Origin of the sequence: Rhizobium centroccidentale (genome assembly GCF_030182565.1) — a bacterium.
Lineage (GTDB): Bacteria > Pseudomonadota > Alphaproteobacteria > Rhizobiales > Rhizobiaceae > Rhizobium.
This window is the reverse complement of sequence record NZ_JAQJCG010000027.1, coordinates 28339-53375: the sequence shown is the minus strand read 5'-3', so window position 1 is coordinate 53375 and position 25037 is coordinate 28339. Positions and strand designations below refer to the sequence as shown.

General features: G+C 60.7%; 26 protein-coding genes. 11 read left to right on the top strand and 15 right to left on the bottom strand.

Going from position 1 to position 25037, the window contains the following annotated elements; genetic code table 11:
* Window positions 1-115 precede the first annotated feature (115 nt).
* A complete protein-coding gene (locus tag PH562_RS26620) occupies window positions 116-757 on the top strand; it encodes a LysE family translocator (protein WP_285176700.1) in 642 nt (213 codons plus the stop codon).
* Here PH562_RS26620 and PH562_RS26615 read toward each other — a convergent pair.
* The 5 genes from PH562_RS26615 to PH562_RS26595 all read right to left on the bottom strand — a co-directional run bounded on the left by PH562_RS26615 (window position 741) and on the right by PH562_RS26595 (window position 4326).
* On the bottom strand, window positions 741-1157 hold the full coding sequence (locus PH562_RS26615) for a hypothetical protein (RefSeq protein ID WP_113231495.1): 417 nt from the start codon (window positions 1155-1157) through the stop codon (window positions 741-743). The genes PH562_RS26620 and PH562_RS26615 overlap by 17 nt on opposite strands.
* A 5-nt stretch (window positions 1158-1162) precedes the next feature.
* Window positions 1163-2398, bottom strand: a complete 1236-nt coding sequence (gene rlmN / locus PH562_RS26610) for a dual-specificity RNA methyltransferase RlmN (RefSeq protein ID WP_285176699.1) — start codon at window positions 2396-2398, stop codon at window positions 1163-1165.
* A gap of 285 nt (window positions 2399-2683) precedes the next feature.
* Window positions 2684-3232, bottom strand: a complete 549-nt coding sequence (locus PH562_RS26605) for an invasion associated locus B family protein (RefSeq protein ID WP_095432995.1) — start codon at window positions 3230-3232, stop codon at window positions 2684-2686.
* A gap of 332 nt (window positions 3233-3564) precedes the next feature.
* On the bottom strand, window positions 3565-3954 hold the full coding sequence (locus PH562_RS26600; RefSeq protein WP_113231494.1) for a YkvA family protein: 390 nt from the start codon (window positions 3952-3954) through the stop codon (window positions 3565-3567).
* Window positions 3955-4020: 66 nt separating this feature from the next.
* Window positions 4021-4326: a 4a-hydroxytetrahydrobiopterin dehydratase gene (locus PH562_RS26595; RefSeq protein ID WP_285176698.1), complete on the bottom strand. Its 306-nt coding sequence runs from the start codon at window positions 4324-4326 to the stop codon at window positions 4021-4023.
* Window positions 4327-4416: 90 nt separating this feature from the next.
* On the opposite strand from PH562_RS26595, the gene PH562_RS26590 reads away from it, so the two are divergent.
* Window positions 4417-4899, top strand: a complete 483-nt coding sequence (locus PH562_RS26590; RefSeq protein ID WP_285176697.1) for a low molecular weight protein-tyrosine-phosphatase — start codon at window positions 4417-4419, stop codon at window positions 4897-4899.
* Here the strand turns inward: PH562_RS26590 and thpR are convergent.
* Both thpR and PH562_RS26580 read right to left on the bottom strand, forming a co-directional pair.
* On the bottom strand, window positions 4830-5426 hold the full coding sequence (thpR, locus tag PH562_RS26585; RefSeq protein ID WP_113231491.1) for an RNA 2',3'-cyclic phosphodiesterase: 597 nt from the start codon (window positions 5424-5426) through the stop codon (window positions 4830-4832). The two genes, PH562_RS26590 and thpR, sit on opposite strands and share 70 nt — an antisense overlap.
* A 68-nt stretch (window positions 5427-5494) precedes the next feature.
* The gene (locus PH562_RS26580) at window positions 5495-6145 is read right to left on the bottom strand and encodes an arylesterase (protein ID WP_285176696.1); all 651 of its coding nucleotides are present in this window, start codon (window positions 6143-6145) and stop codon (window positions 5495-5497) included.
* Window positions 6146-6227: 82 nt separating this feature from the next.
* Between PH562_RS26580 and PH562_RS26575 the strand changes: the two genes are divergently transcribed.
* From PH562_RS26575 to PH562_RS26560, 4 genes are all read left to right on the top strand, one after another.
* Window positions 6228-6938: an ABC transporter ATP-binding protein gene (locus PH562_RS26575; RefSeq protein ID WP_113231489.1), complete on the top strand. Its 711-nt coding sequence runs from the start codon at window positions 6228-6230 to the stop codon at window positions 6936-6938.
* Window positions 6935-9484 carry an ABC transporter permease gene (locus PH562_RS26570; protein ID WP_285176695.1) on the top strand — a complete coding sequence of 850 codons (2550 nt, stop codon included), beginning with the start codon at window positions 6935-6937 and terminating at the stop codon, window positions 9482-9484. Before PH562_RS26575 ends, PH562_RS26570 begins: the two co-directional genes overlap by 4 nt.
* A gap of 193 nt (window positions 9485-9677) precedes the next feature.
* A complete protein-coding gene (locus PH562_RS26565; protein ID WP_075853634.1) occupies window positions 9678-10418 on the top strand; it encodes a Bax inhibitor-1/YccA family protein in 741 nt (246 codons plus the stop codon).
* A 118-nt stretch (window positions 10419-10536) separates the two neighbouring features.
* Complete coding sequence (locus PH562_RS26560) at window positions 10537-11094, top strand: GNAT family N-acetyltransferase (RefSeq protein WP_285176694.1); 558 nt, start codon at window positions 10537-10539, stop codon at window positions 11092-11094.
* Between the two features lie 387 nt (window positions 11095-11481).
* Here PH562_RS26560 and PH562_RS26555 read toward each other — a convergent pair whose 3' ends face one another.
* The 3 genes from PH562_RS26555 to acnA all read right to left on the bottom strand — a co-directional run bounded on the left by PH562_RS26555 (window position 11482) and on the right by acnA (window position 15947).
* The gene (locus tag PH562_RS26555; RefSeq protein ID WP_113231486.1) at window positions 11482-11883 is read right to left on the bottom strand and encodes a DUF2794 domain-containing protein; all 402 of its coding nucleotides are present in this window, start codon (window positions 11881-11883) and stop codon (window positions 11482-11484) included.
* A 374-nt stretch (window positions 11884-12257) separates the two neighbouring features.
* Window positions 12258-13001, bottom strand: a complete 744-nt coding sequence (locus PH562_RS26550; protein WP_113231485.1) for a DUF1223 domain-containing protein — start codon at window positions 12999-13001, stop codon at window positions 12258-12260.
* A 255-nt stretch (window positions 13002-13256) separates the two neighbouring features.
* Window positions 13257-15947, bottom strand: coding sequence for an aconitate hydratase AcnA (gene acnA / locus PH562_RS26545; RefSeq protein WP_285176693.1), 2691 nt, complete (start codon window positions 15945-15947; stop codon window positions 13257-13259).
* Window positions 15948-16210: 263 nt separating this feature from the next.
* On the opposite strand from acnA, the gene ccmA reads away from it, so the two are divergent.
* The 5 genes from ccmA to PH562_RS26520 all read left to right on the top strand — a co-directional run bounded on the left by ccmA (window position 16211) and on the right by PH562_RS26520 (window position 19573).
* Window positions 16211-16858, top strand: a complete 648-nt coding sequence (gene ccmA, locus PH562_RS26540) for a heme ABC exporter ATP-binding protein CcmA (protein WP_285176752.1) — start codon at window positions 16211-16213, stop codon at window positions 16856-16858.
* Window positions 16859-17189: 331 nt separating this feature from the next.
* Window positions 17190-17849, top strand: coding sequence for a heme exporter protein CcmB (ccmB, locus tag PH562_RS26535; protein WP_285176692.1), 660 nt, complete (start codon window positions 17190-17192; stop codon window positions 17847-17849).
* A gap of 180 nt (window positions 17850-18029) precedes the next feature.
* A complete protein-coding gene (locus PH562_RS26530) occupies window positions 18030-18788 on the top strand; it encodes a heme ABC transporter permease (protein WP_285176691.1) in 759 nt (252 codons plus the stop codon).
* 3 nt (window positions 18789-18791) lie between these two features.
* Window positions 18792-18965 carry a heme exporter protein CcmD gene (ccmD, locus tag PH562_RS26525; RefSeq protein ID WP_113231480.1) on the top strand — a complete coding sequence of 58 codons (174 nt, stop codon included), beginning with the start codon at window positions 18792-18794 and terminating at the stop codon, window positions 18963-18965.
* Entirely contained in the window at window positions 18962-19573 is a 612-nt protein-coding gene (locus PH562_RS26520; protein WP_285176690.1) for a DsbE family thiol:disulfide interchange protein, read from the top strand. The genes ccmD and PH562_RS26520 overlap by 4 nt, the downstream gene beginning before the upstream one ends.
* Before the next feature lie 166 nt (window positions 19574-19739).
* Here the strand turns inward: PH562_RS26520 and PH562_RS26515 are convergent, their stop codons facing one another.
* Genes PH562_RS26515 through dapF form a run of 5 tightly spaced genes read right to left on the bottom strand, consistent with a single transcriptional unit; the run spans window position 19740 to window position 24797 of the window.
* On the bottom strand, window positions 19740-20330 hold the full coding sequence (locus PH562_RS26515; protein WP_285176689.1) for a DUF2585 domain-containing protein: 591 nt from the start codon (window positions 20328-20330) through the stop codon (window positions 19740-19742).
* On the bottom strand, window positions 20327-21058 hold the full coding sequence (locus tag PH562_RS26510; RefSeq protein ID WP_285176688.1) for a septation protein A: 732 nt from the start codon (window positions 21056-21058) through the stop codon (window positions 20327-20329). The genes PH562_RS26515 and PH562_RS26510 overlap by 4 nt, the downstream gene beginning before the upstream one ends.
* Window positions 21055-22602 (bottom strand): signal recognition particle-docking protein FtsY, encoded by a 1548-nt coding sequence (ftsY, locus tag PH562_RS26505; protein ID WP_285176687.1) that lies wholly within the window; start codon window positions 22600-22602, stop codon window positions 21055-21057. Before ftsY ends, PH562_RS26510 begins: the two co-directional genes overlap by 4 nt.
* A gap of 18 nt (window positions 22603-22620) precedes the next feature.
* Window positions 22621-23895, bottom strand: coding sequence for a tRNA (N(6)-L-threonylcarbamoyladenosine(37)-C(2))-methylthiotransferase MtaB (mtaB, locus tag PH562_RS26500; protein WP_285176686.1), 1275 nt, complete (start codon window positions 23893-23895; stop codon window positions 22621-22623).
* The gene (gene dapF / locus PH562_RS26495) at window positions 23892-24797 is read right to left on the bottom strand and encodes a diaminopimelate epimerase (protein ID WP_285176685.1); all 906 of its coding nucleotides are present in this window, start codon (window positions 24795-24797) and stop codon (window positions 23892-23894) included. Before dapF ends, mtaB begins: the two co-directional genes overlap by 4 nt.
* Window positions 24798-25037 lie beyond the last annotated feature (240 nt).

Genomic DNA, 25037 nt, shown 5'->3' with positions numbered 1-25037 from the left:
ATCTTTCAGATTCGCTTCCTGTGCTTTAGGCCCATAATTTTGTGCATGTCGTTCTCGCAAAACCGCTACACACTTTTGCGCGACACGCTTTAATCCGGCTTTCGGAGCAGCCCTTATGGATTTCATACCCAGCCTGCCGACCCTTCTTGCCTTTTCCGCAGCGAGCCTGCTGCTGGCGATGACGCCAGGCCCCGACATGACGCTGTCGATCAGCCGCGCGCTGGCGCAGGGCAAGAAGGCGGCGCTTTTCGTCGTGCTCGGCACCACGCTCGGCGTCGTCGTCCACACCTGCCTGGTGGCCTTCGGCATCTCCGCGCTGATTACGGCTTCGCCCGTTGCCTTCACCGTGCTGAAAACCGGCGGCGCCGCCTATCTGCTCTGGCTTGCAATCCAGGCGATCCGCTTCGGCTCCAGCCTGTCGGTCAAGAAGGTCGATACCGTCGGTGGAACGCCCTTCGCCAATATCTCGAATGGCTTCTGGGTCAATCTGCTGAACCCGAAGGTCATCATCTTCTTCATGACCTTTCTGCCGCAGTTCGTCACCGCCGGCGATCCCGCCGTCACGCACAAGCTGCTCTTCCTCGGCTTCTTCTTCATCATCATCGGTATGCCGGTGAACATGCTCGTCGTTCTCGCCGCCGATGGTCTGTCGTCCTGGCTGCAGCGGAACCGCGGCGTAATGCGCGGCCTCGACTACGCCTTTGCCGGCGTCTTCTCGATCTTCGCGGCGAAGATCTTCTTCACTCAGGCTCGCTGAGGATTGGGTGGCGGCCAGCGATTAACCAGTAAACGGTCGCGCAGGCTGCCCCGAGAAAGGCGAAGCAGACCGCGATCGTGATTAGATTAAGAGTTTGCGGCTTTTCCATAGAGCCGGAAATCAGAATGGATGCCACCGCCGACAAGACCGCGCCATAGATCGCGTATCCAAACCAGCGGCGAACCCCACGCCATTCCATGATGGGAATGACGATGAGAGATGGCAAAATGCTGACGATCATTGCAGCCTTGGTCATCTCGATGGTCAGAACGAAGAGCTCCGGTGCACCGCTCCCCGGAAGAGTATAGGCCGCGACGCAAGCCAGCACGAAGCCCATCAGTGCGCAAGCGGCAAGATAGCCCCACAGGAGGCGTATCGGCTTGCGCAGTCCAAGGAGCATCGATCTCAATCCTCGCCGTGATTGGCGATCATCATCGCTTCGAATGCCAGCCGCTCCGTCTTGCGCATGCGCTCGGATTCCGACTTCAGCTGACCGCAGGCGGCAAGAATATCACGCCCACGCGGCGTGCGGATCGGCGAGGCATAGCCGGCCGAATTGATGAAATCAGCGAACTTCTCGATCTGCTCCCAGTCGGAACACTGGTAGTTCGTGCCCGGCCACGGGTTGAAGGGGATCAGGTTGATCTTGGCCGGAATACCTTTCAGAAGCTGGATCAGGCCTTTCGCATCCTCGAGGCTGTCGTTGACGCCCTTCAGCATCACATATTCGAAGGTGATGCGGCGCGCATTCGACAGGCCGGGATAGGCGCGGCAGGCGTCCATCAGCTCCTTCAGCGGATACTTCTTATTGATCGGCACCAGCATGTCGCGCAGATCGTCTCGCACCGCATGCAGCGAGATCGCCAGCATCACACCGATCTCGTCGCCGGTGCGGTAGATTTCCGGCACGACGCCCGAGGTCGAAAGAGTGATACGCCGCTTCGACAAGGATAGGCCATCGCCATCCGACGCGATCAGCAGAGCCTGCTTGACGCTCTCGAAATTATAGAGCGGCTCGCCCATGCCCATCATGACGATATTGCTGACCTTGCGTCCCTCGGCCGGCATGATCGTGCCCTGCGGCGCTTCGCGATCGGGGAAATCACCGAGACGATCGCGCGCCAGAAGCAGCTGCGACAGAATCTCTTCCGCCGTCAGGTTGCGCACCAGGCGCTGCGTGCCCGTGTGACAGAAGGAACAGGTAAGCGAACAGCCGACCTGGCTGGAAATGCAGAGCGTGCCGCGCCCCTCTTCCGGAATATAGACGCTTTCGACTTCGACGGGACGGCCGGCGCCACGCGGCGGGAAGCGGAGCAGCCATTTGCGGGTGCCGTCATTGGAGACTTGCTCCTCGACGATTTCGGGACGCGCGATGGTGAAATGCGTCTTCAGCATTTCGCGCATGTCCTTCGACACGTTGGCCATGGCATCGAAATCGGAGACGCCGCGCACATAGATCCAGTTCCAGAGCTGGCTGACACGCATCTTGATCTGCTTGTCTGCAACGCCTTTTTCCCTAAGCGCTGCACCCATTTCTTCGCGTGTCATGCCGATCAGCGATGGCTTCGGCGAAAGTTCGACCGGCTGCGACACAGGCATCGGCTTGAGCCTGGAGGGGGTTATGACATCGGTTGCGGACATAGGATCGTTCCAACGGTTCACATCGGCGATGCCGCAAAAGCTGACGCAAGCTGCGGATGCGGGCAAGGCACGGAAATCTGAAGATATGCGGTGGCGGGGCAAGCTGTCTGCCGCACACCTATCGTTGGCGCGGCCTTTAGCATTAATTTCCGCTCGCGTCATCCCTTTCCCTCAAAAGCGAGGGTTGGCCTTGAAAAACGAAAGGCCGATCGACTTGACCGGCCTTGCTCATTGCGGTCGCGGCAACGGGAGGATCACATTTGCGTGATCCTTCGGCCCTCGATCTTATTTGCAGTTTTCGATCTGCTTCAGTGCAGCCGTCACACCCTTCAATGAATAGGTGTAGGAGGTGGCGGTGCCCTTCTTCGACGTCGCGGAAACCTTCAGCGAGTGGCCGGATTTCAGCGCGGCGACCAGAGCAGGCTCCTGCGCGGCGTTTTCAACCCACGCGGCCTTGTCCTTGGTGAACATCACGAAGGTCTTGTTGTCGATGGTGACGTTGACCTTCGAGTTGTCCTTGAGGGGATAGCCCATCATCGCCTGCGGTTCATAGGAAATGTTCTGGCCCGGACGCTGCGACACGATGAAGAAATTGTCGCCATGGTCGATGCCCGTCGGCGGCGCCTTGGCCGTCGGCACGGAAAGAACGTAGCATACCTTACCGCCGGCGGACTGGTAGGAATAGGCACCCCAGGCGTCGAACTGCTGAATGCGCGTCGGAGCCGCCGGCGCTGCTGGCGCCGCTGCCTGCGTCTGCTTCTTGGTCTGCGCGGACGCTATGCCGGTTCCGGCCAGAACGAGCGAGAGGGCGATTGCGAAGCTTTTTACAAACATGGTTTCCTGCCGATTTCTTGCGGTCCAGAGCTCATGGCGATTCGTTTGACGCACGCCTGTGCTCGTGAGCTGCCTTATTTTGACTTTATTCAGGTTACCAAACCGTCAACGGAGCGCTGCCGCCACCGGCTCCGTGCCATTTCAATCCAGTTATCGCGCAAAGCTTGAAACGCATCAGAAGGAATTGGAAAACCCGGATGATGAAGTACCACCCTGCAGGTTCGATTTAAGACAGAAAGATTCGGGCAAGAATTTGACCTCGCTAAAATCAGGGAGGTCTCATAAATCTCTGGAAACCCGAGAGGATTCAGATCGGCTCAGCAAAACAAGCATCAGGCGGTCTTCATAGACTCGGGCTCGTTCTCCAGCGCGCGATCGGCGGCGTCGTAATGTTCCTGGCGGATATGGCCTCTGATCATGCTGAAGGCGAGCGTCAGCACCGCGACATCGTCGGAAAAGCCGATGACGGCAAAGAAATCGGGAATGATATCGACGGGCATGACAAAATAGCCGAGTGCCGCCAGCAATATGCCGCGAACGCGAGTCGGCGTCTGCGGGTCGAGCGCGCAATAGAAGGCGGCCACGACGTCGCGCGAGAACGGGATATGGCGAGCTGCCTTCCGCAAGGTCGGCCAGAATTTTCTGCGCACCGATGTCTCCTGCTCTTTTTGGGTCTCTTCGTCACCAGGCATCAGGATTTCCCCGTACTTGATGTCATCCATTCCATTTACCTCAATCGAGGCCCGTCGGCCGGGCCGTGTAAACATATGGTGATCGCCTGCCGCGATTCAATCGATCCGGCGTCCCGCCGCCTTCTCCATCGCCTTCGCCAGCTTGACGTCATGATCGGTCAGGCCGCCGGCATCGTGTGTCGTCAGCTTCACCTCGACGCGGGAATAGACGTTGAACCATTCCGGATGGTGGTTGAATTTTTCCGCGGCAAGGGCGGCTTCCGTCATGAAGCCGAAGGCTTCGACGAAGTTGCGGAACTTGAACGTCTTCGAAATCGAAAGCCCGTCGGCCGCAAGCGCCCAGCCGGAGAGCTCCGCAAGATTTTCATCGATTGCCGTGCGGTCGAGCTTCTCGTATTTCATGGCAAGTCACTCCTCTCTAAAGCAATTCCAGGAAAAGTGCGTAGCGGTTTTCCTGGAATTGCGTAAAAGCTCCAGCGGTTGAACGATAGCATGGATCGTCACAGGGTTCTTTTCGTCTGCGCCGGCAATATCTGCCGCTCGCCCCTCGCCGAAGGCATATTCAGACATCTGGCAAGCGACGGCGGCCGTGGCGGTGAATTCGACATCGATTCGGCCGGTACCGGCGGCTGGCATCAGGGAGAACGCCCGGATCGCCGTTCGGTTGCGGTTGCCGCCGGTCACGGAATCGATATTTCAGCCCAGCGCGCCCGTCGCATCGAACCATCAGATTTCGGCCGGTTCGATCTTATCCTGGCAATGGATCAAGACAATTTGAAGAATTTGCGCAAGACAGCACCCGCCGATGCCCTCGGCAAGCTGCATCTCTTCAATGCCCTAGCGCTCGGAAGCAACAAGGATATCCCCGATCCCTACTATGGCGACCGAGAGAATTTCGAAGCCGTCTATACCATGCTCTTGGCCGGCTGCAGCGCGCTGTTGCCCAAAGTCGGGAACGTGCTGCGGGGCTCGTGAAGCGGGAATATCTCTTCGGTGAGATAAGGACCGCCGCCGACCGATTCGCGCGAGGACAGAAGCACGAAGCGCCCGACCGTGAAGGGCTGGGTATAGAAATTGCCGCGGCCGGATAGATAGTGCACGACATCGTCGACCCGCGAGGACTTCAGCCTGGCGAGCGTCACGTGCGGCGTGAACTTGCGCGGATCCGGCTGCAGGCCGATCCGCTGGCAAATGCGCTCGATCTCGCCTTGCAGCGCGAACATATCCGGTGTCTGCGAGACCCCGGCCCAAACCGAATGCGGTTTCTTAGAGCCGAAGGAACCGATGCCCTCCAGCCGAAGCTGGAATTCAGGTCGATCTATCCGGTCCAGCCGATCGACGATCTCATCCGCCGTGCGGCCATCGACATCGCCGATGAAGCGCAAGGTGATGTGATAATTTTCAACGTCGATCCACCTGGCTCCCGGGAGACCACCGCGCAACAATGACAGGCTCATGGCCGCATTGCGCGGAATTTCGAGGGCGGTAAAAAGTCTCGGCATGACGAGCACTCCCCGAATCTCTTGCAGGTATAGGTAGGGAATCACGCATTTGCAGTCGGTGCAAGCATCTATTTCGCACCTGCGTCAATCGTCCCTACAAAACTGATGACAGCCTGCAACATATGCTCGACCATCACGTCCACGCCCTTGGAGCTCGGATGCATGCCGTCGGCAAGCTGCAGATCCGCATGCGTGGCAACGCCATCGAGGAAGAACGGATAGAGCGGAAGCTGATATTTGTCGGCCAGCCGCTTGTAGATCGGATTGAATTTATCGGCGTAGTCGCCCCCCATGTTGGGCGGCGCCAGCATGCCGACGAGAAGGATCGGGATCTTTCTGTCCTTCAACCGTTCGATCATCGTCTCGAGGTTCTTTTCCGTCTGCTCCGGCGGAATGCCGCGCAGCGCGTCATTGGCGCCGAGCTCCAGGATGACGCCATCCGTGCCATCGGGCACCGACCAGTCGATGCGCGAAAGGCCGCCCGATGTCGTATCTCCCGAAACACCGGCATCGGCGACGGCAATATCGAGCCCCTTGGCCTTCAGCGCCGCCTCAAGCTTCGCGGGAAAGCCGTCGCCCGGGGGCAGCTGATAGCCCGCCATCAGGCTGTCGCCGAAGCCGACCAACTGGATAGTCCGCGCCTCGGCGGCGCCAACAGCGCCAAACAAAAGACCGAAAGTGATGACAGCGAATTGAAGCGCGGCAACTTTAAAACCCATGATCTATTCCCTAAATTCGCTGCTCGGGCCAAATCACGCCCGCCATTATCTCTGATGTTCTCCGATATATAGGGCGTTCGCATTGGCAAAAACCATCATCGAGCTGAAGAAGGCGGATTTGACGCTCGGCAATGCCGCCGCATCCGTCCATGTGCTGAAGGGTATCGATCTCACTGTGATGGAGGGTGAGGCCGTCGGCATCGTCGGCCCGTCCGGCTCCGGCAAGTCCACCCTGCTGATGGTACTGGCCGGCCTCGAAAAGCTCGACAGCGGCGAACTTTTGATCCGCGACACGCCGCTGCATAGCCTGAGCGAAGATCGCATCGCCGATTTCCGCGGCCGGAACATCGGCATCGTTTTCCAATCCTTCCACCTGATCGCCAACATGACGGCGCTGGAAAATGTCGCCGTGCCGCTGGAACTTGCGAATGTCCGCGATGCCTTCGCTATCGCCAGGCGGGAGCTGGAAGCGGTGGGGCTGGGCGAAAGGCTCACGCACTATCCCGGGCAGCTCTCCGGCGGTGAACAGCAGCGTGTCGCCATCGCCCGCGCGCTGGCGCCTTCGCCAGCCGTCCTGATCGCCGACGAACCGACGGGCAATCTCGATACCGATACCGGCCGGCAGATCGCCGACCTGCTCTTCGCCCAGCAGGCCGAGCGCGGCACGACCATGCTGCTCGTCACCCATGATCCCGCCCTTGCCGCCCGCTGCTCGCGCCAGATCCGCGTCCGTTCCGGCGAAATCGAGAGCGACAGCATGCGCACGCGCACCAACCAGGCAGCCATTGCATGAGCGCGGCGGCGGGACTGCGCCTGCCCCTCGCCTTCCGCCTTGCCCTGCGCGAACTGCGCGGCGGCCTTGGCGGCTTCTACATCTTCCTTGCCTGCATCGCGCTCGGCACTGGCGCGATCGCTGCGGTCAATTCCGTTTCCCGTTCGATCACCGACGCGATCTCGACGCAGGGGCAATCGCTGCTATCAGGCGACGCCCGTTTCGAACTGCGCAATCGCGAGGCGACGCCGGAAGAATTCGCCTATCTCCAAAGCTTGGGCAAAATTTCCCGCTCCACCGGGCTGCGTTCCATGGCACGTCTGCCCGATGGCTCGGATCAGGCGTTGGTCGAGGTCAAGGCCGTCGACAACGCTTATCCGCTCTACGGCACCTTCCAGGCCGATCCCGATCAGCCCTTGTCGACGCTGCTTGCCGCCAAGGATGGCGCCTATGGCGCCGTCGTAGCGCCCCTGCTGTTGGAACGCCTGAACCTCAAGGTCGGCAGCGATCTGCTGCTGGGCAATACGAAGCTGCGCATATCGGGCACCATCCAAAGCGAGCCCGACGCCGTCTCCGAAGGCTTCGGCTTCGCGCCACGTCTGCTCACCAGCCGCGACGCCCTGATCGCCTCCGGCCTGATCACGACAGGCAGTCTGGTCGAGCAATCCTACAAGATCCGCATGGACAATCCCGCAGCCGGCATCCGCAATCTCACCGACCGCGCCAATGCCGCCTTCCCGCAAGCGGGCTGGTCGATCCGCAGCAGCGACCGCGCGGCACCACAGCTCGCCGACAACGTCACCCGCTTCTCGCAGTTCCTGACGCTGGTCGGCCTGGCGGCGCTCATCGTCGGCGGCGTCGGCGTTGCCAATGCCGTCCGCGCCTTCCTCGATTCGAAGCGCACGACCATCGCCACCTTCAAATGCCTGGGCGCGCCGGCCTTCGTCGTCATGCTGATCTATCTCATCCAGATCGCCGTCATTGCGCTTGCCGGCATAGCAATTGGCCTCGTCCTCGGCGCCATTGCGCCCATGATCGCATCGCAATTCATGGCGGAATTCCTGCCGATTTCGACCGCGCCGAGGCTCTATCCCGGCGCGCTGACGCTTGCCGCTCTTTTCGGCCTGCTGACGACGCTGGCCTTTACCATTCCGCCGCTCGGCCATGCCCGCGAAGTGCCGGCAACGGCGTTGTTTCGCGAGCAGGGCTTCGAAGCGCGACGCCTTTTCGGTTGGCCTTATCTGCTCGCCGCCGGTGTACTGATGGCAGCACTTGCCGCCTTGGCGATCGTCACCGCCTATGATCGCTTCATCGCCATCGTCTTCGTCGTTTCGATTGCCGCCGCCTTCGTCGTGCTGCGCGCCGTTGCCGCCGTGCTTTCCTGGCTTGCCCGCCGCAGCCCGCGCGTGCGCTCGCCGGCCCTTCGCCTGGCGATCGGCAACATTCATCGGCCCGGCGCGCTCACCTCCTCCGTCGTGCTGTCGCTCGGCCTTGGGCTGGCGCTGTTGGTGACCCTGACGCTGATCGACGGCAATATGCGCCGCGAACTCATGGGCCGCATGAGCGAACAGGCGCCGAATTTCTTCTTTGTCGACATTCAGGGGCCGGAGCTGGAAGGCTTTCGCAAGATCGTCCTCAACATCGACCCCAAGGGCAAGCTCGTCGAAGCGCCGATGCTGCGCGGCCGCATCGTCGCCTTCAATGGCGAGGATGTCACCAAGATGAAGGTGCCGGCGGCAGGCCAGTGGGTCCTGCGCGGTGATCGCGGCATCACCTATGCCGATACGGTGCCGGAAAACGCCTCGGTCACGGAAGGCAAATGGTGGGACAAGGATTATAGCGGCGAGCCGTTGGTTTCCTTCTCCGAAGAGGAAGGCAAGGCGCTCGGCTTGAAGCTCGGCGATAAAGTCACCGTCAACGTGCTCGGCCGCAACATCACTGCCAAGATCGCCAGCTTCCGCAAGGTGCAATGGCAGTCGCTGTCGATCAATTTCGTGATGATCTTCTCGCCCAATACCGTCAGGGGCGCCCCGCATGCCTGGCTCGCGACCCTGACCGACACATCAGCCACCTCGGAACAGGAAGCGGCCATTCTAAGGAAAGTCACGAATACCTATCCGACCATAACAAGCGTACGGGTCAAGGATGCACTCGATGTCGTCAACACGCTTGTGGGACAGCTTGCCACCGCCATCCGCTCTGCCGCGTCGGTGGCGCTCATCGCATCCGTGCTCGTGCTGGCCGGTGCGCTCGCGGCGGGCAATCGCGCACGCACGCATGATGCCGTCATCCTCAAGACGCTCGGCGCGACGCGGGCGACGCTGATCCGCGCCTTCAGCTACGAATATCTGATCCTGGGTGCGGCAACTGCCGTCTTCGCCTTGATCGCCGGCGCCGCCTCTGCCTGGTATATCGTCAGCCGCATCATGCACCTGCCTTCAGCCTTCCTGCCCGATGTCGCCCTATCGACGCTCGTCATCGCCCTGGTGCTGACGGTCGGTATTGGCCTCATCGGCACCTGGCGCATCCTCGGCCAGAAGGCCGCCCCTGTTCTGCGTGAGCTCTAACCACTCCGCCGACGGCGCAGAGCCGCCAAAACAGCCCGATGTTACATCGATTTAACATGGGGCCGATCGCTAGACCCTTGTCTACGAGGCCTGAAAGCCTCATATTCTGTGCAGGCATGCTGAGCTCCGCAGCGGCGCCTGGGCCTTGAAAGACCCGACACCGTACTCACATCGGAGCTTGAAAGAGGAAAACATGGCTGACTTTCGCAATTACCAAAACCGGGCGCAGAGCGGTGCGCAATCCGGTGCGATGATAGACGAGGGCCTTCGAGCCTACATGCTCAAGGTCTATAACCTGATGGCGCTGGGTCTGGCGATCACGGGTGTTGCCGCCTATCTCTCCTTCTCGCTCGCTTTCGCAAACGGACAGATCACGGCCTTCGGGCAGGCGATCTATCTGAGCCCGCTGAAGTGGGTGGTCATTCTCGCCCCGCTGGCAATGGTCTTCTTCCTGAGCTTCAGGATCAACCGCATGAGCGTGGCCGCCGCGACGACGACCTTCTGGGTCTACGCCGCGCTGGTGGGCCTGTCGCTGTCGTCGATCTTCATCATCTACACCGGCCAGAGCGTCGTACAGACCTTCTTCGTGACCGCCGCCTCCTTCGGCGCGCTGTCGCTCTACGGCTACACGACGAAGCGTGATCTGTCGGCGATGGGCTCGTTCCTGATGATGGGCCTCTTCGGCCTGATCATCGCGACGCTCGTCAACATCTTCCTGGCTTCGTCCGCCCTGCAGTTCGCCATCTCCGTGATCGGCGTCCTGATCTTCGCAGGCCTCACCGCCTACGATACGCAGCGGATCAAGGAAATGTACTACACCGCCGATGATGCGACGGTGGCTGGCCGCAAGGCGATCATGGGCGCCCTGTCGCTCTACCTGGACTTCATCAACCTCTTCATGTTCCTGCTGCAGTTTATGGGCAACCGCCGTTAAGCGCAGCGTGAAATGAGATACGAAAAGGCGGCTTCGGCCGCCTTTTTTGTTTGCCTGGCCACAGGCGCTGCGATTTGATAGCTGCCGTCACAAATCCGCAGATCAGGCAATAGAAACAATGTCCGTCAGCCTTCGCAGCGCAACCCCAGACGATCTTTCCCATATCACCGCCATTTACAGAGATTCCGTGCTGAACGGTACGGCAAGCTATGAGATCACGCCACCGAGCCAGGAAGAAATGGCGGCACGGTTCGAGGCGATCCGTGACAAGGGTTATCCCTATCTCGTCGCCGAAGACGAGGCCGGCGCGTTCCTCGGCTACGCTTATGCTTCCTCGTTCCGCACGCGGCCAGCCTATCGTTGGATGGTGGAGGACTCGATCTATCTGGCGCCGGAAGCCCGCGGTCGCGGCGTCGGCCGGCGGCTGCTCGATGCGCTCGTCGAAAGCTGCGAGGCGCTCGGCTTCCGCCAGATGATCGCCGTCATCGGCGGCGCCCATCCCGCCTCTGTCGCCGTGCACCGCGCGGCAGGCTTTGCCGAAGCCGGCCTGTTGAAAGGCACCGGTTACAAGCATGGCCGGTGGCTCGATACGATGCTGATGCAGAAGGCGTTGGGTGAGGGTGCGGAAACCGATCCGGATCCGTCAGTTTATCCAGGGACGTTGTTTGGTGGCTAAAGCAGATCTCGCATATGTCGCACCCCTGATACCCCCTCCGTCACATCTCCCCCACAAGGGGGAGATTGTTGGGAGTTTGCCGCTCGTCTATCAAAACAGTAGGCCGTGATTTCGGCAGACTCGATGTACCCATGAGGCAAAGAGGCTGCAAGTAACCGACCTCCCTCTTATGGGCAGGGGTGATGAGGGGGCTATCGATTTGAATTCATGGATTTTCGTAGTCTTGGCGGGCACCCCCTCATCCGCCTGACGGCACCTTCTCCCCGCTGGGGAGAAGGGGGACAGCTGCGATTTCAGTTCATATGCGATACCCCTGTCCCTTGCGGGGGGATGTTCCGAAAGGGATAGAGGCGGTGCGCACTCTCCGTACGCCTCAATCGATAAGAACTACTTCTCCACCAGCTTCAGCTGCTTATCGAAAACCTTCAGAACTTGACTCAGCTCATGGCCGCGCTTCAGGATCATGCCGTTGGTATTGACGACGGAGAAGGCGCCCTGCTTGGCCGAAAGCTTCGGATCCTTTTCGATGCGGAAAAGCGGCATTTCGCCGGAGCGCTTGAAAACGGAGAAAACCGCCTTGTCCTTCAAATGGTCGATGGCATAATCACGCCATTCGCCCTCGCCGACCATGCGGCCATAGATCCAGAGAATCGCGTCCAGCTCCCGCCGATGAAAGGTCACCGGTAGCGGGTCCTTGCTCTGTTTGTATTCTCTGAGATCAACGACGACGGATGAATTGGTATCGACGGAACGGCTTTCACCGTGTCTCAAATCCGGCTGATCAGTCATCAATCCCCCAGGGGCTATCTCATGACAGGAGAATGACAGTTTGCCTCAGCCACATCAAATTGCAAGACGGCTGACGGCTCACAATTTCTTTCCCATGGCCCAAAGCATCGCGGCAGTGCCGCATTTCAAACAAAACGACGCCCAATTTACAGGAAGTATAGAGGCCGTTTGGCGCCGCCGCGTCAAACGGCCCGGCCGGGGCGCATCGATTAAACCCCAGCCCCGAATGCGTCCTCGCCGGGCACCTCCCCTTTTCGGCGCCAGCCGAAATAGGGAGCTTTTTTGCGTCACGCAAAATAGGGATCTTTTCGGCCGTCAGCCCAAATATGGAGCCTTTTCGGCCCAACCCGAATGAAGGGCTCCAGAAAAGCCGCTCAGCCGTCCGAGCCGACCGTCAAAACAGTCGCCCCGAGAATGGCAGCCGGATCGCCCGAAGATGTCGACGACTGCAGCAGAATCGCAAGGCCTCGCCGGCCGGCCTTATCCAGCACGGTCGACGGCAGCACGAGGCTCATGGCCTTGCCGTCCCACATACCGACTGTTTCGACATCGGATACCGCGTGCATATAGGCGATCTGCTGCCCGGTATTTTCCCCGCCCTTCGGCGCCACCATCTGTTCCTTGTCGAAATAGACGGCAACCACATTGGCCTTGCCCTGCCCGGCCCCAATCTTGATCTCGAGCTCGTCGCCCTTCATGGCGGCATTGACCGGAACCGTCAGCCCCTCGCCCAGGCGCTCAAATTCGTCAAGCTTGACGTTGATGCCACCGAGATCGGCGCCGTTCATATGGTCCCTGCCATTGACGATCGCCTGTGGCGTATAAACTCCGCTGCGCCCCATCGTACGGGCATAGGCATATTGGCGCGCCGTATTGTCCTTGGACGCCATGGTGTCGTTCCAGCCGAGATAGTTCCAATAATCGACGTGATAGGCGAGTGCCACGACATTGCCCTGACGGATCAGCTTGCGAAAGGCCGCATCCGCTGGAGGACAGGAGGCGCAGCCCTGCGAAGTGAAGAGTTCGACGACGCCCTTGATCTTCGGAGCCTCCTGCGCATGCAGCGAACTTGCGAGCGCGATGCCTGCCAGAAGTGGAACCGAAAACCGAAGGCGCATTCTATCTTACCTCTGCATCCAATCTCGAGCGCCGTCTGCCTACACGGGCCCTGCAAAACTCGCTTTTTGGGGCGGCCAGACCACATCAAGCCCGAAAAATCTGAAACAAGAGATAATAGTTTAGCGCGATGACGCAAAGTCACGATGGGGTGAGGCCGAGGTGAACCGGAAGGCTCGCCATACACATCACCGTGAAAAACAAGAGGCCGCCGGAAGAGTTTTCCGGCGGCCTCCAATAACTGCGTTGAATGCCTATCAGGCAGCGAGATCGCGCAGAACCGTCTGCAGGATGCCGCCATTGTTGACGTAGACGACCTCATCCAGCGTATCGATACGGCAGATGATCGGAACGTCCTTCACCGAGCCGTCGCCATAGGTGATCTTGGCAATCTTCCGTTCGCGCGGCTTGATATGCTCCAGGCCTTCGATCGTGACCAGTTCGTCGCCCTTCAGGCCGAGGCTTGCCCAGGTGGTGCCGTCCTCGAAGACGAAGGGGATGACGCCCATGCCGACGAGGTTCGAGCGGTGGATGCGCTCGAAGGACTGGGCGATCACGGCGCGCACGCCGAGCAGGTTCGTGCCCTTGGCAGCCCAGTCGCGCGACGAGCCGTTGCCGTATTCGACGCCGGCGAAGATGACGAGCGGAACGCCCTCGGCCTTGTACTGCATGGCCGCATCGTAGATCGACGTCTCTTCCTTGGACGGATAATGGATGGTGTAGCCACCTTCCTTGCCGTTCGGGCCGAGCATGTGGTTGCGGATGCGGATGTTGGCAAAAGTACCGCGCATCATGACTTCGTGGTTGCCGCGGCGCGTGCCGTACTGGTTGAAATCGGCAACGCCGACGCCGTGACCGAGGAGGTACGAGCCGGCCGGAGAAGCAGCCTTGATCGAACCGGCCGGAGAAATATGGTCGGTGGTGATTTTGTCGCCGAAGAGGCCGAGAACGCGAGCGCCCTTGATGTCGGAAACGCCGGCGCCCTTTTTGCCCATGCCCACGAAGTAAGGCGGGTTCTGCACGTAGGTCGAGTTGTCGTCCCACGCATAGGTCTGGCCCGGAGGCACCTGCACGGCCTGCCAATTGGCGTCGCCCTTGAAGACGTCGGCATACTTGCTCTCGTAGAGCTCGCGGGTGACGTACTTCTGGATGAACTCCTGAACCTCATGCGAGGTCGGCCAGATGTCCTTCAGATAGACAGGCTTGCCGTTCTGATCTTCGCCGATCGGTTCCTTCGTCAGGTCGAGCTGCACCGAGCCGGCGAGCGCGTAGGCGACGACGAGCGGCGGCGAAGCGAGATAGTTCGCCTGGACGTCGGGGGAGATACGACCTTCGAAGTTACGATTGCCGGAGAGAACGCCCGATACGATCAGGCCCTTGTCGTTGATCGTCTTGGAGATCGGCGCCGGCAGCGGGCCGGAATTGCCGATGCAGGTGGTGCAGCCGAAGCCGACCAGGTTGAAGCCGAGCTTGTCGAGATCGGCCTGCAGGCCGGACTTGGCGAGGTATTCGCCGACGACCTGCGATCCCGGTGCCAGCGATGTCTTGACCCACGGCTTGGTCTTCAGGCCCTTGGCAACGGCGTTGCGGGCGAGAAGGCCGGCCGCGATCAGCACCGAGGGGTTGGAGGTGTTGGTGCAGGAGGTGATGGCGGCAATGGCAACGTCGCCATGGCCGATATCGAAATCCGTGCCTTCGACCGCATAGCGGTTGGAAAGCTGGCCGGGCTTCTTGTATTCGGTTTCCAGCGAGGTGGCGAAGCCGGAAGCGATGTTTTCCAGCGCGATACGGCCTTCCGGACGCTTCGGGCCGGCCATCGACGGCACGACGTCGTTAAGGTCGAGTTCCAGCGTGTCGGTGAAGACGAGGTCGGAACCGTCATTGTCGCGCCACATCCCTTGAGCCTTGGAATAGGCTTCGACGAGCGCGATACGGTCCTTCGTGCGACCGGACATGTTGAGGTAGTGCAGCGTTTCCTTGTCGACCGGGAAGAAGCCGCAGGTCGCGCCGTATTCCGGACCCATGTTGCCGATGGTGGCGCGGTCGGCGAGCGGCATGTTGTCGAGGCCGGGGCCGAAGAATTCGACGAACTTGGAAACCACGCCCTTCTTGCGCAGCATCTGAACGACAGTGAGCACGAGGTCGGTCGCGGTGACGCCTTCCTTGAGCTTGCCGGTCAGCTTGAAGCCGATGACTTCAGGCAGCAGCATGGAAACCGGCTGGCCGAGCATGGCAGCTTCAGCTTCGATACCGCCAACACCCCAGCCGAGAACGCCGAGGCCGTTGATCATGGTCGTGTGCGAATCGGTGCCGACGCAGGTGTCGGGATAAGCGATCGTTTCGCCGTCCTCTTCCTTCGTCCAGACGGTCTGGCCGAGATATTCGAGGTTCACCTGGTGACAGATGCCGGTGCCGGGGGGAACGACGCGGAAGTTCTTGAATGCCTGCTGGCCCCACTTCAGGAAGCGGTAGCGCTCGCCATTGCGCTGGTATTCCAGCTCGACGTTCTTGGCAAAGGCCTGCGGCGTGCCGAATTCGTCGACGATGACGGAGTGGTCGATGACGAGGTCGACGGGAACGAGCGGGTTGATCTTTTCCGGATCGCCGCCGAGGGAGACCATGGCGTCGCGCATGGCGGCAAGGTCGACGACGGCCGGAACGCCGGTGAAGTCCTGCATCAGCACGCGTGCGGGACGATAAGCGATTTCGTTCTCGACGGTGCCCTTGTTGGTCAGCCATTCGGCGACGGCAAGGATATGGTCCTTCGTAACCGACTGCCCGTCTTCAAAACGCAGCAGGTTTTCCAGAAGCACCTTCATAGAATAAGGCAGCTTGGAAACGCCGGGCAGACCATTCGTCTCAGCCTTGGGAAGGCTGAAATAGACATAGTCTTTCCCGCCCACGGTCAGCGTGGAACGACAATTGAAACTGTCAAGAGATTTAGACACGAGATACCCCGTTTCTGATAGCCAACACAGTCGTGCGAACGCCTATGCACTTTATGCACATCAGGATGCGGGTACGGCCATTTCCGCTGTCCGCACGTAAGGCAAAATACCTTAAGTTCGGCGCAAGGATGAAATTCACGCCGACCGCTGGCGTGGTTGCAGGTCTTATAGATAATTTCGTAAAGACTTGCCAGAGTGACAAAGCGCAATTTTGGACAATTTTTTGCGCGTTGCAGCAACGAAAACGGGGAAAGCCTGAGCGAATGCATCTAAGCGCTGAAAATCTCGCGGCAAGGCGGGGCGAAGACCTGATTTTCTTGAATGTTTCCTTCAACTTGGCCGGTGGAGATGCCCTCGTTCTGACCGGCCGCAACGGGTCGGGAAAATCGACGCTTCTGCGTGTTGTGGCAGGCCTTCTGAGGCCGGAAAAGGGTCGTGTCACATTCACCGGAAAGGACGGCGAATCGGGCCGGCCGGCGGGCGAGGCCAGCCACTATCTAGGCCACCGCAATGCCATGAAATCGGAGCTGACAGTCGCAGAAAATCTGATCTTCTGGAAAACCTTCCTCGGCGATATGCCGGGCGGCTCCGGTCTGGATGTCGATGAAGCCGCTGACGCCGTCGGCCTTACCGGCATCGCGCACCTCCCCTTCGGCTATCTCTCCGCCGGCCAGCAGCGGCGAATCGCTTTCGCCAAACTTCTGGTCGCCTACCGCCCTATCTGGATTCTGGACGAACCGACAGCGGCGCTCGACAGCTCCGCCGACAGACTCTTCGCCGATCTGATCACGGCTCATCAGAAGACGGGCGGCATCGTTCTTGCGGCAACGCACCAGCCATTGGAGTTGGAGAATGTGCAGGAGATGCGGATGACGGGGTTTGCCGGGGTAAGTGAGGGGGTGTGGGGATGATGTCGAGTTTGCCGAGCCTGCGATGCCACCCTCTGTCTCTGCTGAAGAGCTCATCGCTGCGCGATGAGTTACCCCCCTCTGTCACTATCGTGACATCTCCCCCACAAGGGGGGAGATTGTCGACGGCGGCTGCTTGCCCAAAGCAACTTCGACAGGATCTGCGAGTGCAGAAAGACATTGTTTGGCGTCGAGTGAGCGGCAGGCTACCGATCTCCCCCCTCGTGGGGGAGATGCCCCGAAGGGGCAGAGGGGGGTGGCGAGAAGCTGCAGCTTCTCGCGCCCTGAGCCAGGCGAAAGGCAACCTCCTCATACGATTTGAAAGTCATCACGCATGACCGCCCTCCTCCTCCGCGACCTCAGACTTTCGGTGCGCGCCGGCGGCGGAGCACTGATCGGCATCCTTTTCTTCCTCACCGTCGTCGCCGTCATCCCCTTCGGCGTCGGGCCTGACCTGAAGCTTCTCTCGCGCATCGGCCCGGCCATCGTCTGGATCGGCGCGCTGCTCGCCAGCCTGCTCGGCCTCGACCGGCTGTTCCAGGCCGAACGCGATGACGGCTCGCTCGATCTGCTCGTCATGCAGGAAACGCCGCTGGTGCTGACGGTTTTCATCAAATGCGCCGCGCATTGGGTCGCGACCGGCCTGCCTCTCGTCATTGCCTCGCCACTGCTTGGCCTCTTTATGAATATGAACAAGACGGCGATCGCCGCGACAGCGCTGACCCTGCTCGTCGGCTCGCCGGCGATCACCTTCATCGGCGCGGTCGGTGCCGCCGTTGCCGTGGCGCTGCCGCGCGGCGGGTTGCTGGTCTCCATTCTGGTGCTGCCGCTCACCATTCCCGTTCTGATCTTCGGTGTCAGTGCGACTTATGCCGCCGTCGAGGGGCCGCAACCCTTCCTGCCGCCGTTCCTGATCCTGATCGCGCTTACTCTGTTCTTCGCCGTCCTCGGCCCGGTGGCCGCCGCCCTTGCCTTGCGGAACACGACTGATTGATCGGAGCAATTCCAGGAAAAGTGCGAAGCGGTTTTCCGTCCGGAATTGCGTAAATACAAAAGGATGGAGCGTTTTCGCGTTTCGAAGAAATGCGGAAAGGCTTTAACAGAGATACTGTTTCGTCCATTCGGGACAATGCGGTCGATTGCCGGAGAAGCCATATCGGGTTAAACAAGCCGCATGAGCGATATTACTGCGATCAGCCGATTTTCCGACCTCGCCAACCCCACGCGGTTTCTGGCGTTTTCGGCGCGTCTCATTCCCTGGCTGGCGACGATTACAGCCATACTTTTCGCGATCGGTCTCTACCTGTCCTTCTCCACTGAGGGGGACTACCAGCAAGGCGACACCGTCCGCATCATGTACATCCACGTTCCGGCCGCCTGGCTGTCGATGATGTGCTACACGATCATGAGCATGTCGGCGATCGGCACGCTCGTATGGCGCCATCCGCTCGCCGATGTCGCCGGCAAGACTGCCGCACCGCTCGGAGCCGCCTTTACACTAATCGCGCTGGTGACGGGCTCGCTCTGGGGCAAGCCGATGTGGGGCACCTATTGGGTCTGGGATGCGCGCCTGACCTCGGTCTTCATCCTCTTCCTGATGTATCTCGGCCTGATCGCGCTCAACCGCGCCATGGACGATCCGTCCAAGGCTGCCCGCGTCGCCTCGATCCTGACGCTGGTCGGCTTCATCAATATCCCGATCATCAAGTTTTCCGTGGACTGGTGGAACACGCTGCATCAGTCGGAAAGCATCATGCGCATGGATGGCCCGGCCGTCGACGCGGAATTCCTCTGGCCGCTTTTCACCATGGCGCTCGCCTTCACGCTGCTGTTCTTCACGCTGCACCTGATGGCGATCCGCAACGAGATCTGGCGCCGCCGCATCGCCACCCAGCGCCGCATGGCCGCGCGCATGGCGAGCCGGGAGGACTAGCGCATGTCGCATCCCTTCTACGTCTTCGGCTCCTATGGCTTTGCCGCCTTCATGATTCTCGCGATCATCGCCTGGATCTGGATCGACGGACGCCTGCGCCGTCGTGAGCTCGCCGCATTGGAAGCCTCCGGCATCCGCCGCCGCTCGCAGCGCGCGCCCGAAAGCGAGACGAAATGACTGCGGATACCGATAACAAGGACCAGCCGAAATCCAGCGGCACCGCACGCTATCTGTTGGCGCTCATCCCGCTGATCGTCTTTGCCTGCATCGCATTTGCAGTCGGCAAGGTCATGTATGACCAGGAAGTGCACGGCACCGACATATCGGCCATTCCCTCGGCACTCATCGGCACCAAGGCGCCGAAGCTCGCGCTTGCGCCTCTCGAAGGCTCCAACCTGCCGGCGCTGACCGATGACGCCGTCAAGGGCAAGCTGACGCTGGTCAATGTCTTCGCCTCATGGTGCATTCCCTGCCGAGACGAGCATCCGGTGCTGAAGGAGCTTGCCAAGAGTGGTCAGCTCAACATCGTGGCCATCAATTATAAGGACACGAGCGAGAACGCCCTTCGTTTCCTCGGCGAGCTCGGCAATCCCTACAATGCCATCGGCATAGACCCGAACGGCTCGGCCGCCATCGACTGGGGCGTCTACGGCATTCCGGAATCCTACCTCGTCTCGCCCGACGGCACGATCCTCTACAAGCAGGTCGGCCCCTTCACGCCGACCAGCCTGAAGGAAGGGCTTTATCCGGCGATAGCGAAGGCGCGAGGGAAGCCTGCTCTTTAACTCCTTCTCCCCTCGGGGAGAAGGTGCCCGAAGGGCGGATGAGGGGGACCGAGAAGCGAAGCGACGAGGACCTGAAGCGGCAAAACTGGAGCCGATTCTCCCGGTAACGCCCCCTCACCCGGCGCTATCGCGCCACCCTCTCCCCGATGGGGCGAGGGTGAAAAGATTAAATCCCGCCCTGCCACGTCTTCACCGCCTCGACCGGCCAGACCAGCATCAGCACGTTGAGCGTGAGATTGTCGCGGATCAAATAGCCGGTGAGCAGCTCGAAGAAGATGGCGATGGCGACCGTCACCAGTACCGGCGCGCGCCAGGCAAACAGGAAACCCACCACCATGAACACGGCATCCATCGATGAGTTGAGGATGCTGTCGCCGACATAATCGAGCGAGATCGTCGCCGCGCGGTAGCGGTTGATGATGATCGGGGAATTTTCCAGGATCTCCCAGCCGGATTCGATCAGCATGGCAACGAAGAGCCGCATCGACAGCGGCTTGCCGCGCATGATCAGATGCGTGAGCCCGAAGAAGAGAAAGCCATGGATGATGTGCGACGGGGTGTACCAGTCGGCGATGTGCTGCGAATTGCCGCTGGATTTCACCACCGGCTCGAACAGCTTCACGTAGCCGCAGGTGCAAATCGGCACACGGCCCATCATGTATTCGGTGACGATCTGTACCAGCAGAACGACGGCGCAGGCGATGAACCAGAAGCTCTGCTGCCGATAGCGGCTTTGGGCGTCGATGGCTTCGCTCATTTGCCGTTTTCCACCGGCGGCTCGACCGTGTGCTTCATGATCAGCGGCATCTGCGACAGCGTGAAGAGGATGGTAATCGGCATCGTTCCCCAGACCTTGAAGTTCACCCAGAGATTATCCGCAGCCTTGGTGTCCGGAAGATAAAGCCAGTTCGAGCCGCGCCAGACGACTTCGTTGAGCACGGCGAGAACGAAGAAGAAGATACCCCAGCGCAGCGTCAGTTTGCGCCAGCCCTCGGCATCCAGCTGAAAGGCGGCGTTGAACACATAGCCGAGCAACGATTTGCCGAAGGCAAGACCGCCGAGCAGCACGATGCCAAACAGCGCATTGACGATGGTCGGCTTCATCTTGATGAAGGTTTCGTTCTGCAGGTAGATGCCGAGCGCACCAAAAATCAGCACCACAATGCCGGAGACGAAGGGCATCAGCGGCAGGTGGCCGAGCATCACCTTCGAAACGATGAGCGAGATCACCGTCGCGGCCATGAACAGGCCGGTGGCGACGAAGAGCGGGCCGCCGAGTGCTGCCAGCTGCGGGAAATGCTGCACCAGCCAGTCGCCGCGCAGATTGCCGAAGAAGAACACCAGCAAAGGCCCGAGTTCCAGCACCAGCTTCAGCATGGGGTGGTGTTTGTCAGCAGCACTTGGGGTGAGATCGCTGTCGCTGGTCGTCATTGCGGCACTTTCCCTGTCGTCACGTTTGTCATCGAATTTGTTCTTGTCATTCATTGGCTGTTTACAGCCCCCGTACCGGCAATGGCATGGGCAAAATCCTCGGCCTCGAACGGCTCAAGATCGTCTACACCCTCGCCAACGCCGATGAAATAGACCGGCAGCTTATGCTTGGCCGAAATGGCGACAAGGATGCCGCCGCGCGCCGTGCCGTCGAGCTTCGTCATGATCAGCCCGTTGACGCCGGCAACGTTGCGGAAGATTTCCACCTGGTTCAACGCATTCTGGCCGGTGGTCGCATCGAGCGTCTGCAGCACGGTATGCGGCGCATCCGGATCGAGCTTGCCGAGCACGCGCACGATCTTTTCGAGCTCCGCCATCAGCTCCGCCTTGTTCTGCAGCCGGCCGGCCGTGTCGATGATCAATACGTCGCTCTTGTTGGCCTTGGCCTGCTGAAAGGCATCGAAGGCAAGGCCGGCAGCATCCGCGCCGAGCTTGGTCCCGATGAAGTCCGATTTCGTACGCTCCGCCCAGATCTTCAATTGTTCGATGGCAGCCGCACGGAAAGTATCGCCGGCAGCCAGCGTGACCTTCAGCCCTGCACCGGAGAGCTTCGCCGCCAGCTTGCCGATGGTCGTCGTCTTGCCGGTGCCGTTGACGCCGACGACGAGGATCACATGCGGCTTGTGGCTGAGGTCGAGCTGCAAGGGTTTGGCGACCGGCTTCAGCACCTTGGCGATTTCCTGCGCCATGATGCGGCCGACATCTTCGCCCGTCACATCCTTGCCGTAGCGCTCGGAGGCCAGCGTATCGGTTACGCGCATCGCCGTCTCGACGCCGAGATCGGCCTGGATCAGCAAATCCTCCAGATCCTGCAGCGTCTGATCGTCGAGTTTGCGCTTGGTAAAGAGCGCCGCGATCTGACCGCTCAGCTGCGACGAGGTGCGCGCAAGCCCGGCGCGCAGGCGCTGGAACCAAGAGAGTTTCTGTTTTGGCGCTTCGGGGATGGGCTCCGAGGCCAAGGCGGCGGTGGAGAAGCCCTTGGGGAGGGTAGGGGCAGACGGAGTTTCGGTGCTTTCCGACGAAGATTCCGACTCTTTCGACGATAGTTCCGTGCTTGCTGAGGCTTCCTCACCCCCCTCTGTCCTGTCGGACGTCTCCCCCACAGGGGGGGAGATCGGTTCGATGGGGCGCTCTTCCGAAACTACATTGGCTTCAGGATCGGCAGGCTGCTCCCGTTCGATTGCCTGGAGGTCTTCATGCTGCTCCTCCGACTCGGATACGAGGGAACGGCCAGCCTCGGCGGCCTCGATCTCGTTCGCGCTGGAAACATCAGCAGGCTCTTCAGCCTGTTGCTCTTGCTCAGCCGGCGCGTCACTCTCCAAACGATCTCCCCCCTCGTGGGGGAGATGTCCCAAAGGGACAGAGGGGGGCGACGCAGGCTCGGCAGGTTCGGAAGCCGGCGAAACATCTACAGCAGGCGATGCCTCCTGCTCAACGACAGGCGCCTCAACCCCAGCCAAATCCTCCACAGGCGCCTGCTCCTCGGCCGGCTTCTCGCGGCCGAAGGTGAAGACTTTTTTGATGAAACCGAGCGCCATGAAGTGTCCGTTGAAACATTAGGCCGCGTCGGCGGCCAGAAGTTGCATGTCGAGGTGCTTGCCATTGTGGCCGGTGATTGCGACCTGCACAAGGTCGCGCGGCCGAAGGCCGGGGGCGGCGACAAGCGTGAAGTTTTCCGTATGCGCCAGACCGCCATTCTCCACAAGCAGCCATTGCCGCGTGCCGACCATCTTGTCCAGATGGATCTGGTGCAATCTCTGTCCGGCCTCGCGCAGGCGGGCGGCGCGATCCTTGATCAGGCCGCGATCGAGCTGCGGCATACGGGCGGCCGGCGTGCCGGGGCGTGGGCTGTAAGGAAAGACGTGCAGATGCGCGATGCCGGCCTCTTCCGCCAGGCCGACGGCATTGGCGAACATCTCTTCCGTCTCGGTGGGAAAACCGGCGATCATATCGGCGCCGAAGCTCGTCTCGGGGCGCAGGCGGCGCACATCCTCGATGAAACGCACGGCGTCAGCCCGCGAGTGCCGCCGCTTCATGCGCTTGAGGATCATGTCGTCGCCATGCTGCAGCGACAGATGCAGATGCGGCATGAAGCGCGGCTCGTCGGCGATGAGATCCATCAGATGCTGATCGGCCTCGATGCTGTCGATCGAAGAAAGACGCAGCCTTCGGATCTCCGGGATCTGCTTCAGCAGCGTCTTGGCTAGCAGGCCGAGCGTCGGCGTTCCCGGCAGATCGGCGCCATAACTCATGGCATCGACGCCGGTCAGCACGATCTCGCGATAGCCGCTCTCGACAAGATTGCGTGCCTGATCGACGACTGCGCCCATCGGCACCGAGCGAGAATTGCCGCGGCCATAGGGGATGATGCAGAAGGTGCAGCGGTGATCGCAGCCGTTTTGCACCTGAATGAAAGCGCGCACATGGCCATCGATATGGCGGATCATCTGCGGGGCGGTCGCCCGCACGCTCATGATGTCGTTGACGCGCAGCTTCTCTTCGGCCGAAACGCCGAAATCCGGCAGGGAGCGATAGGAAGCGCTTTTCAGCTTTTCCTCGTTGCCGAGCACGGCATCCACCTCAGTCATTTCGGCAAAGGTCTGTTTCTCGGTCTGAGCGGCGCAGCCCGTGACAATGATGCGGGCATGCGGATTGTCGCGGCGCGCGCGGCGGATCGCCTGCCGCGCCTGGCGCACGGCCTCGCCCGTCACGGCGCAGGTATTGACCAGAATGGCATTGTTGAGCCCGGCGGCTTCCGCTTGCGACCTCATCACTTCGGATTCATAGGTATTGAGACGGCAGCCGAAGGTAATGACCTCGACCCCGCTCACCGCGCCTGAGCCCCCTGCTCCGGATCGCGCGAGAAGCTGCCTGTGACCGGATCGACGGTGCCGGACCATTCCCATTCGGCAGGACCCGTCATCACGACATGGTCGTTACTGTCTAGCCATTCGATGGTGAGCTTGCCCGGTGCAGGGGCGGAGGCGACCTCGATCGTCACCTTGCGGCCGGTGCGACCGGTGCGCGCGGCGCTTACGGCGGCGGCACAGGCGGCCGAGCCGCAGGCAAGCGTGAGGCCAGCGCCGCGCTCCCAGGTGCGGGTGCGCACAAGCGTCGGCGAAAGCACCCGCGCCAGTGTGATGTTGGCGCGCTCGGGAAACATCGGATGGTTTTCGAGCAGCGGGCCGAAACGATCGAGATCGAAGGACATCGGGTCCTTGTCCACCCAGAAGATCGCATGCGGATTGCCCATTGAGGCAACCGAGGGCGAATGCAGGACGGGATTGTCGATCGGCCCGATCTGCAGCTCGATGCGGCTGGTATCGGCAAATTCCTCGGCAAGCGGGATCTTGTCCCAGGCGAAGACGGGCGTGCCCATATCGACCGAAATCGTGCCGTCCTCGTGCTCCCTGGCATTGAGTATGCCGGCCACGGTCTGGAAGGTGAACACCTTTTTGCCGGTTTCCGCCGCCAGCGCCTGCACGACGCAGCGCGTGCCATTGCCGCAGGCCTGCGCCTTCGTGCCGTCGCAGTTCAGAATATCGATCCAGGCGTCGGTGCCCCCAACCTTCGGATCGTGGATCGCCATGATCTGATCGAACTGGGTCACCGGATCGGCATTGAGCGCGATCGCCGCCGCCGCCGTCACCACATCCTTGCGGCCGCGCATATCGACGACCAGGATCTTGTTGCCAAGCCCGTTCATCCTCGCGAATTCGACCGTATTGCTCATGATGCCATGTCCGTCCGTGTTTTCGAGCTGTATATGGCGGAATTGCGGGGGAATTACCAGTGGAACGTGAAGGACGGCAATTTTCAAGTTTTACCGGAGTGATCAGGGCCGCCCCGATCCTTCGAGGCTTCGCTCTTCGAGCTCCGCACCTCAGGATGAGGCGGAGTTGCCTCACGGCACGCCCATAATGTCTAATGGGAAGTAAATTTTAGGAATGCGAGGCAGCCCAGAAGATCAGCC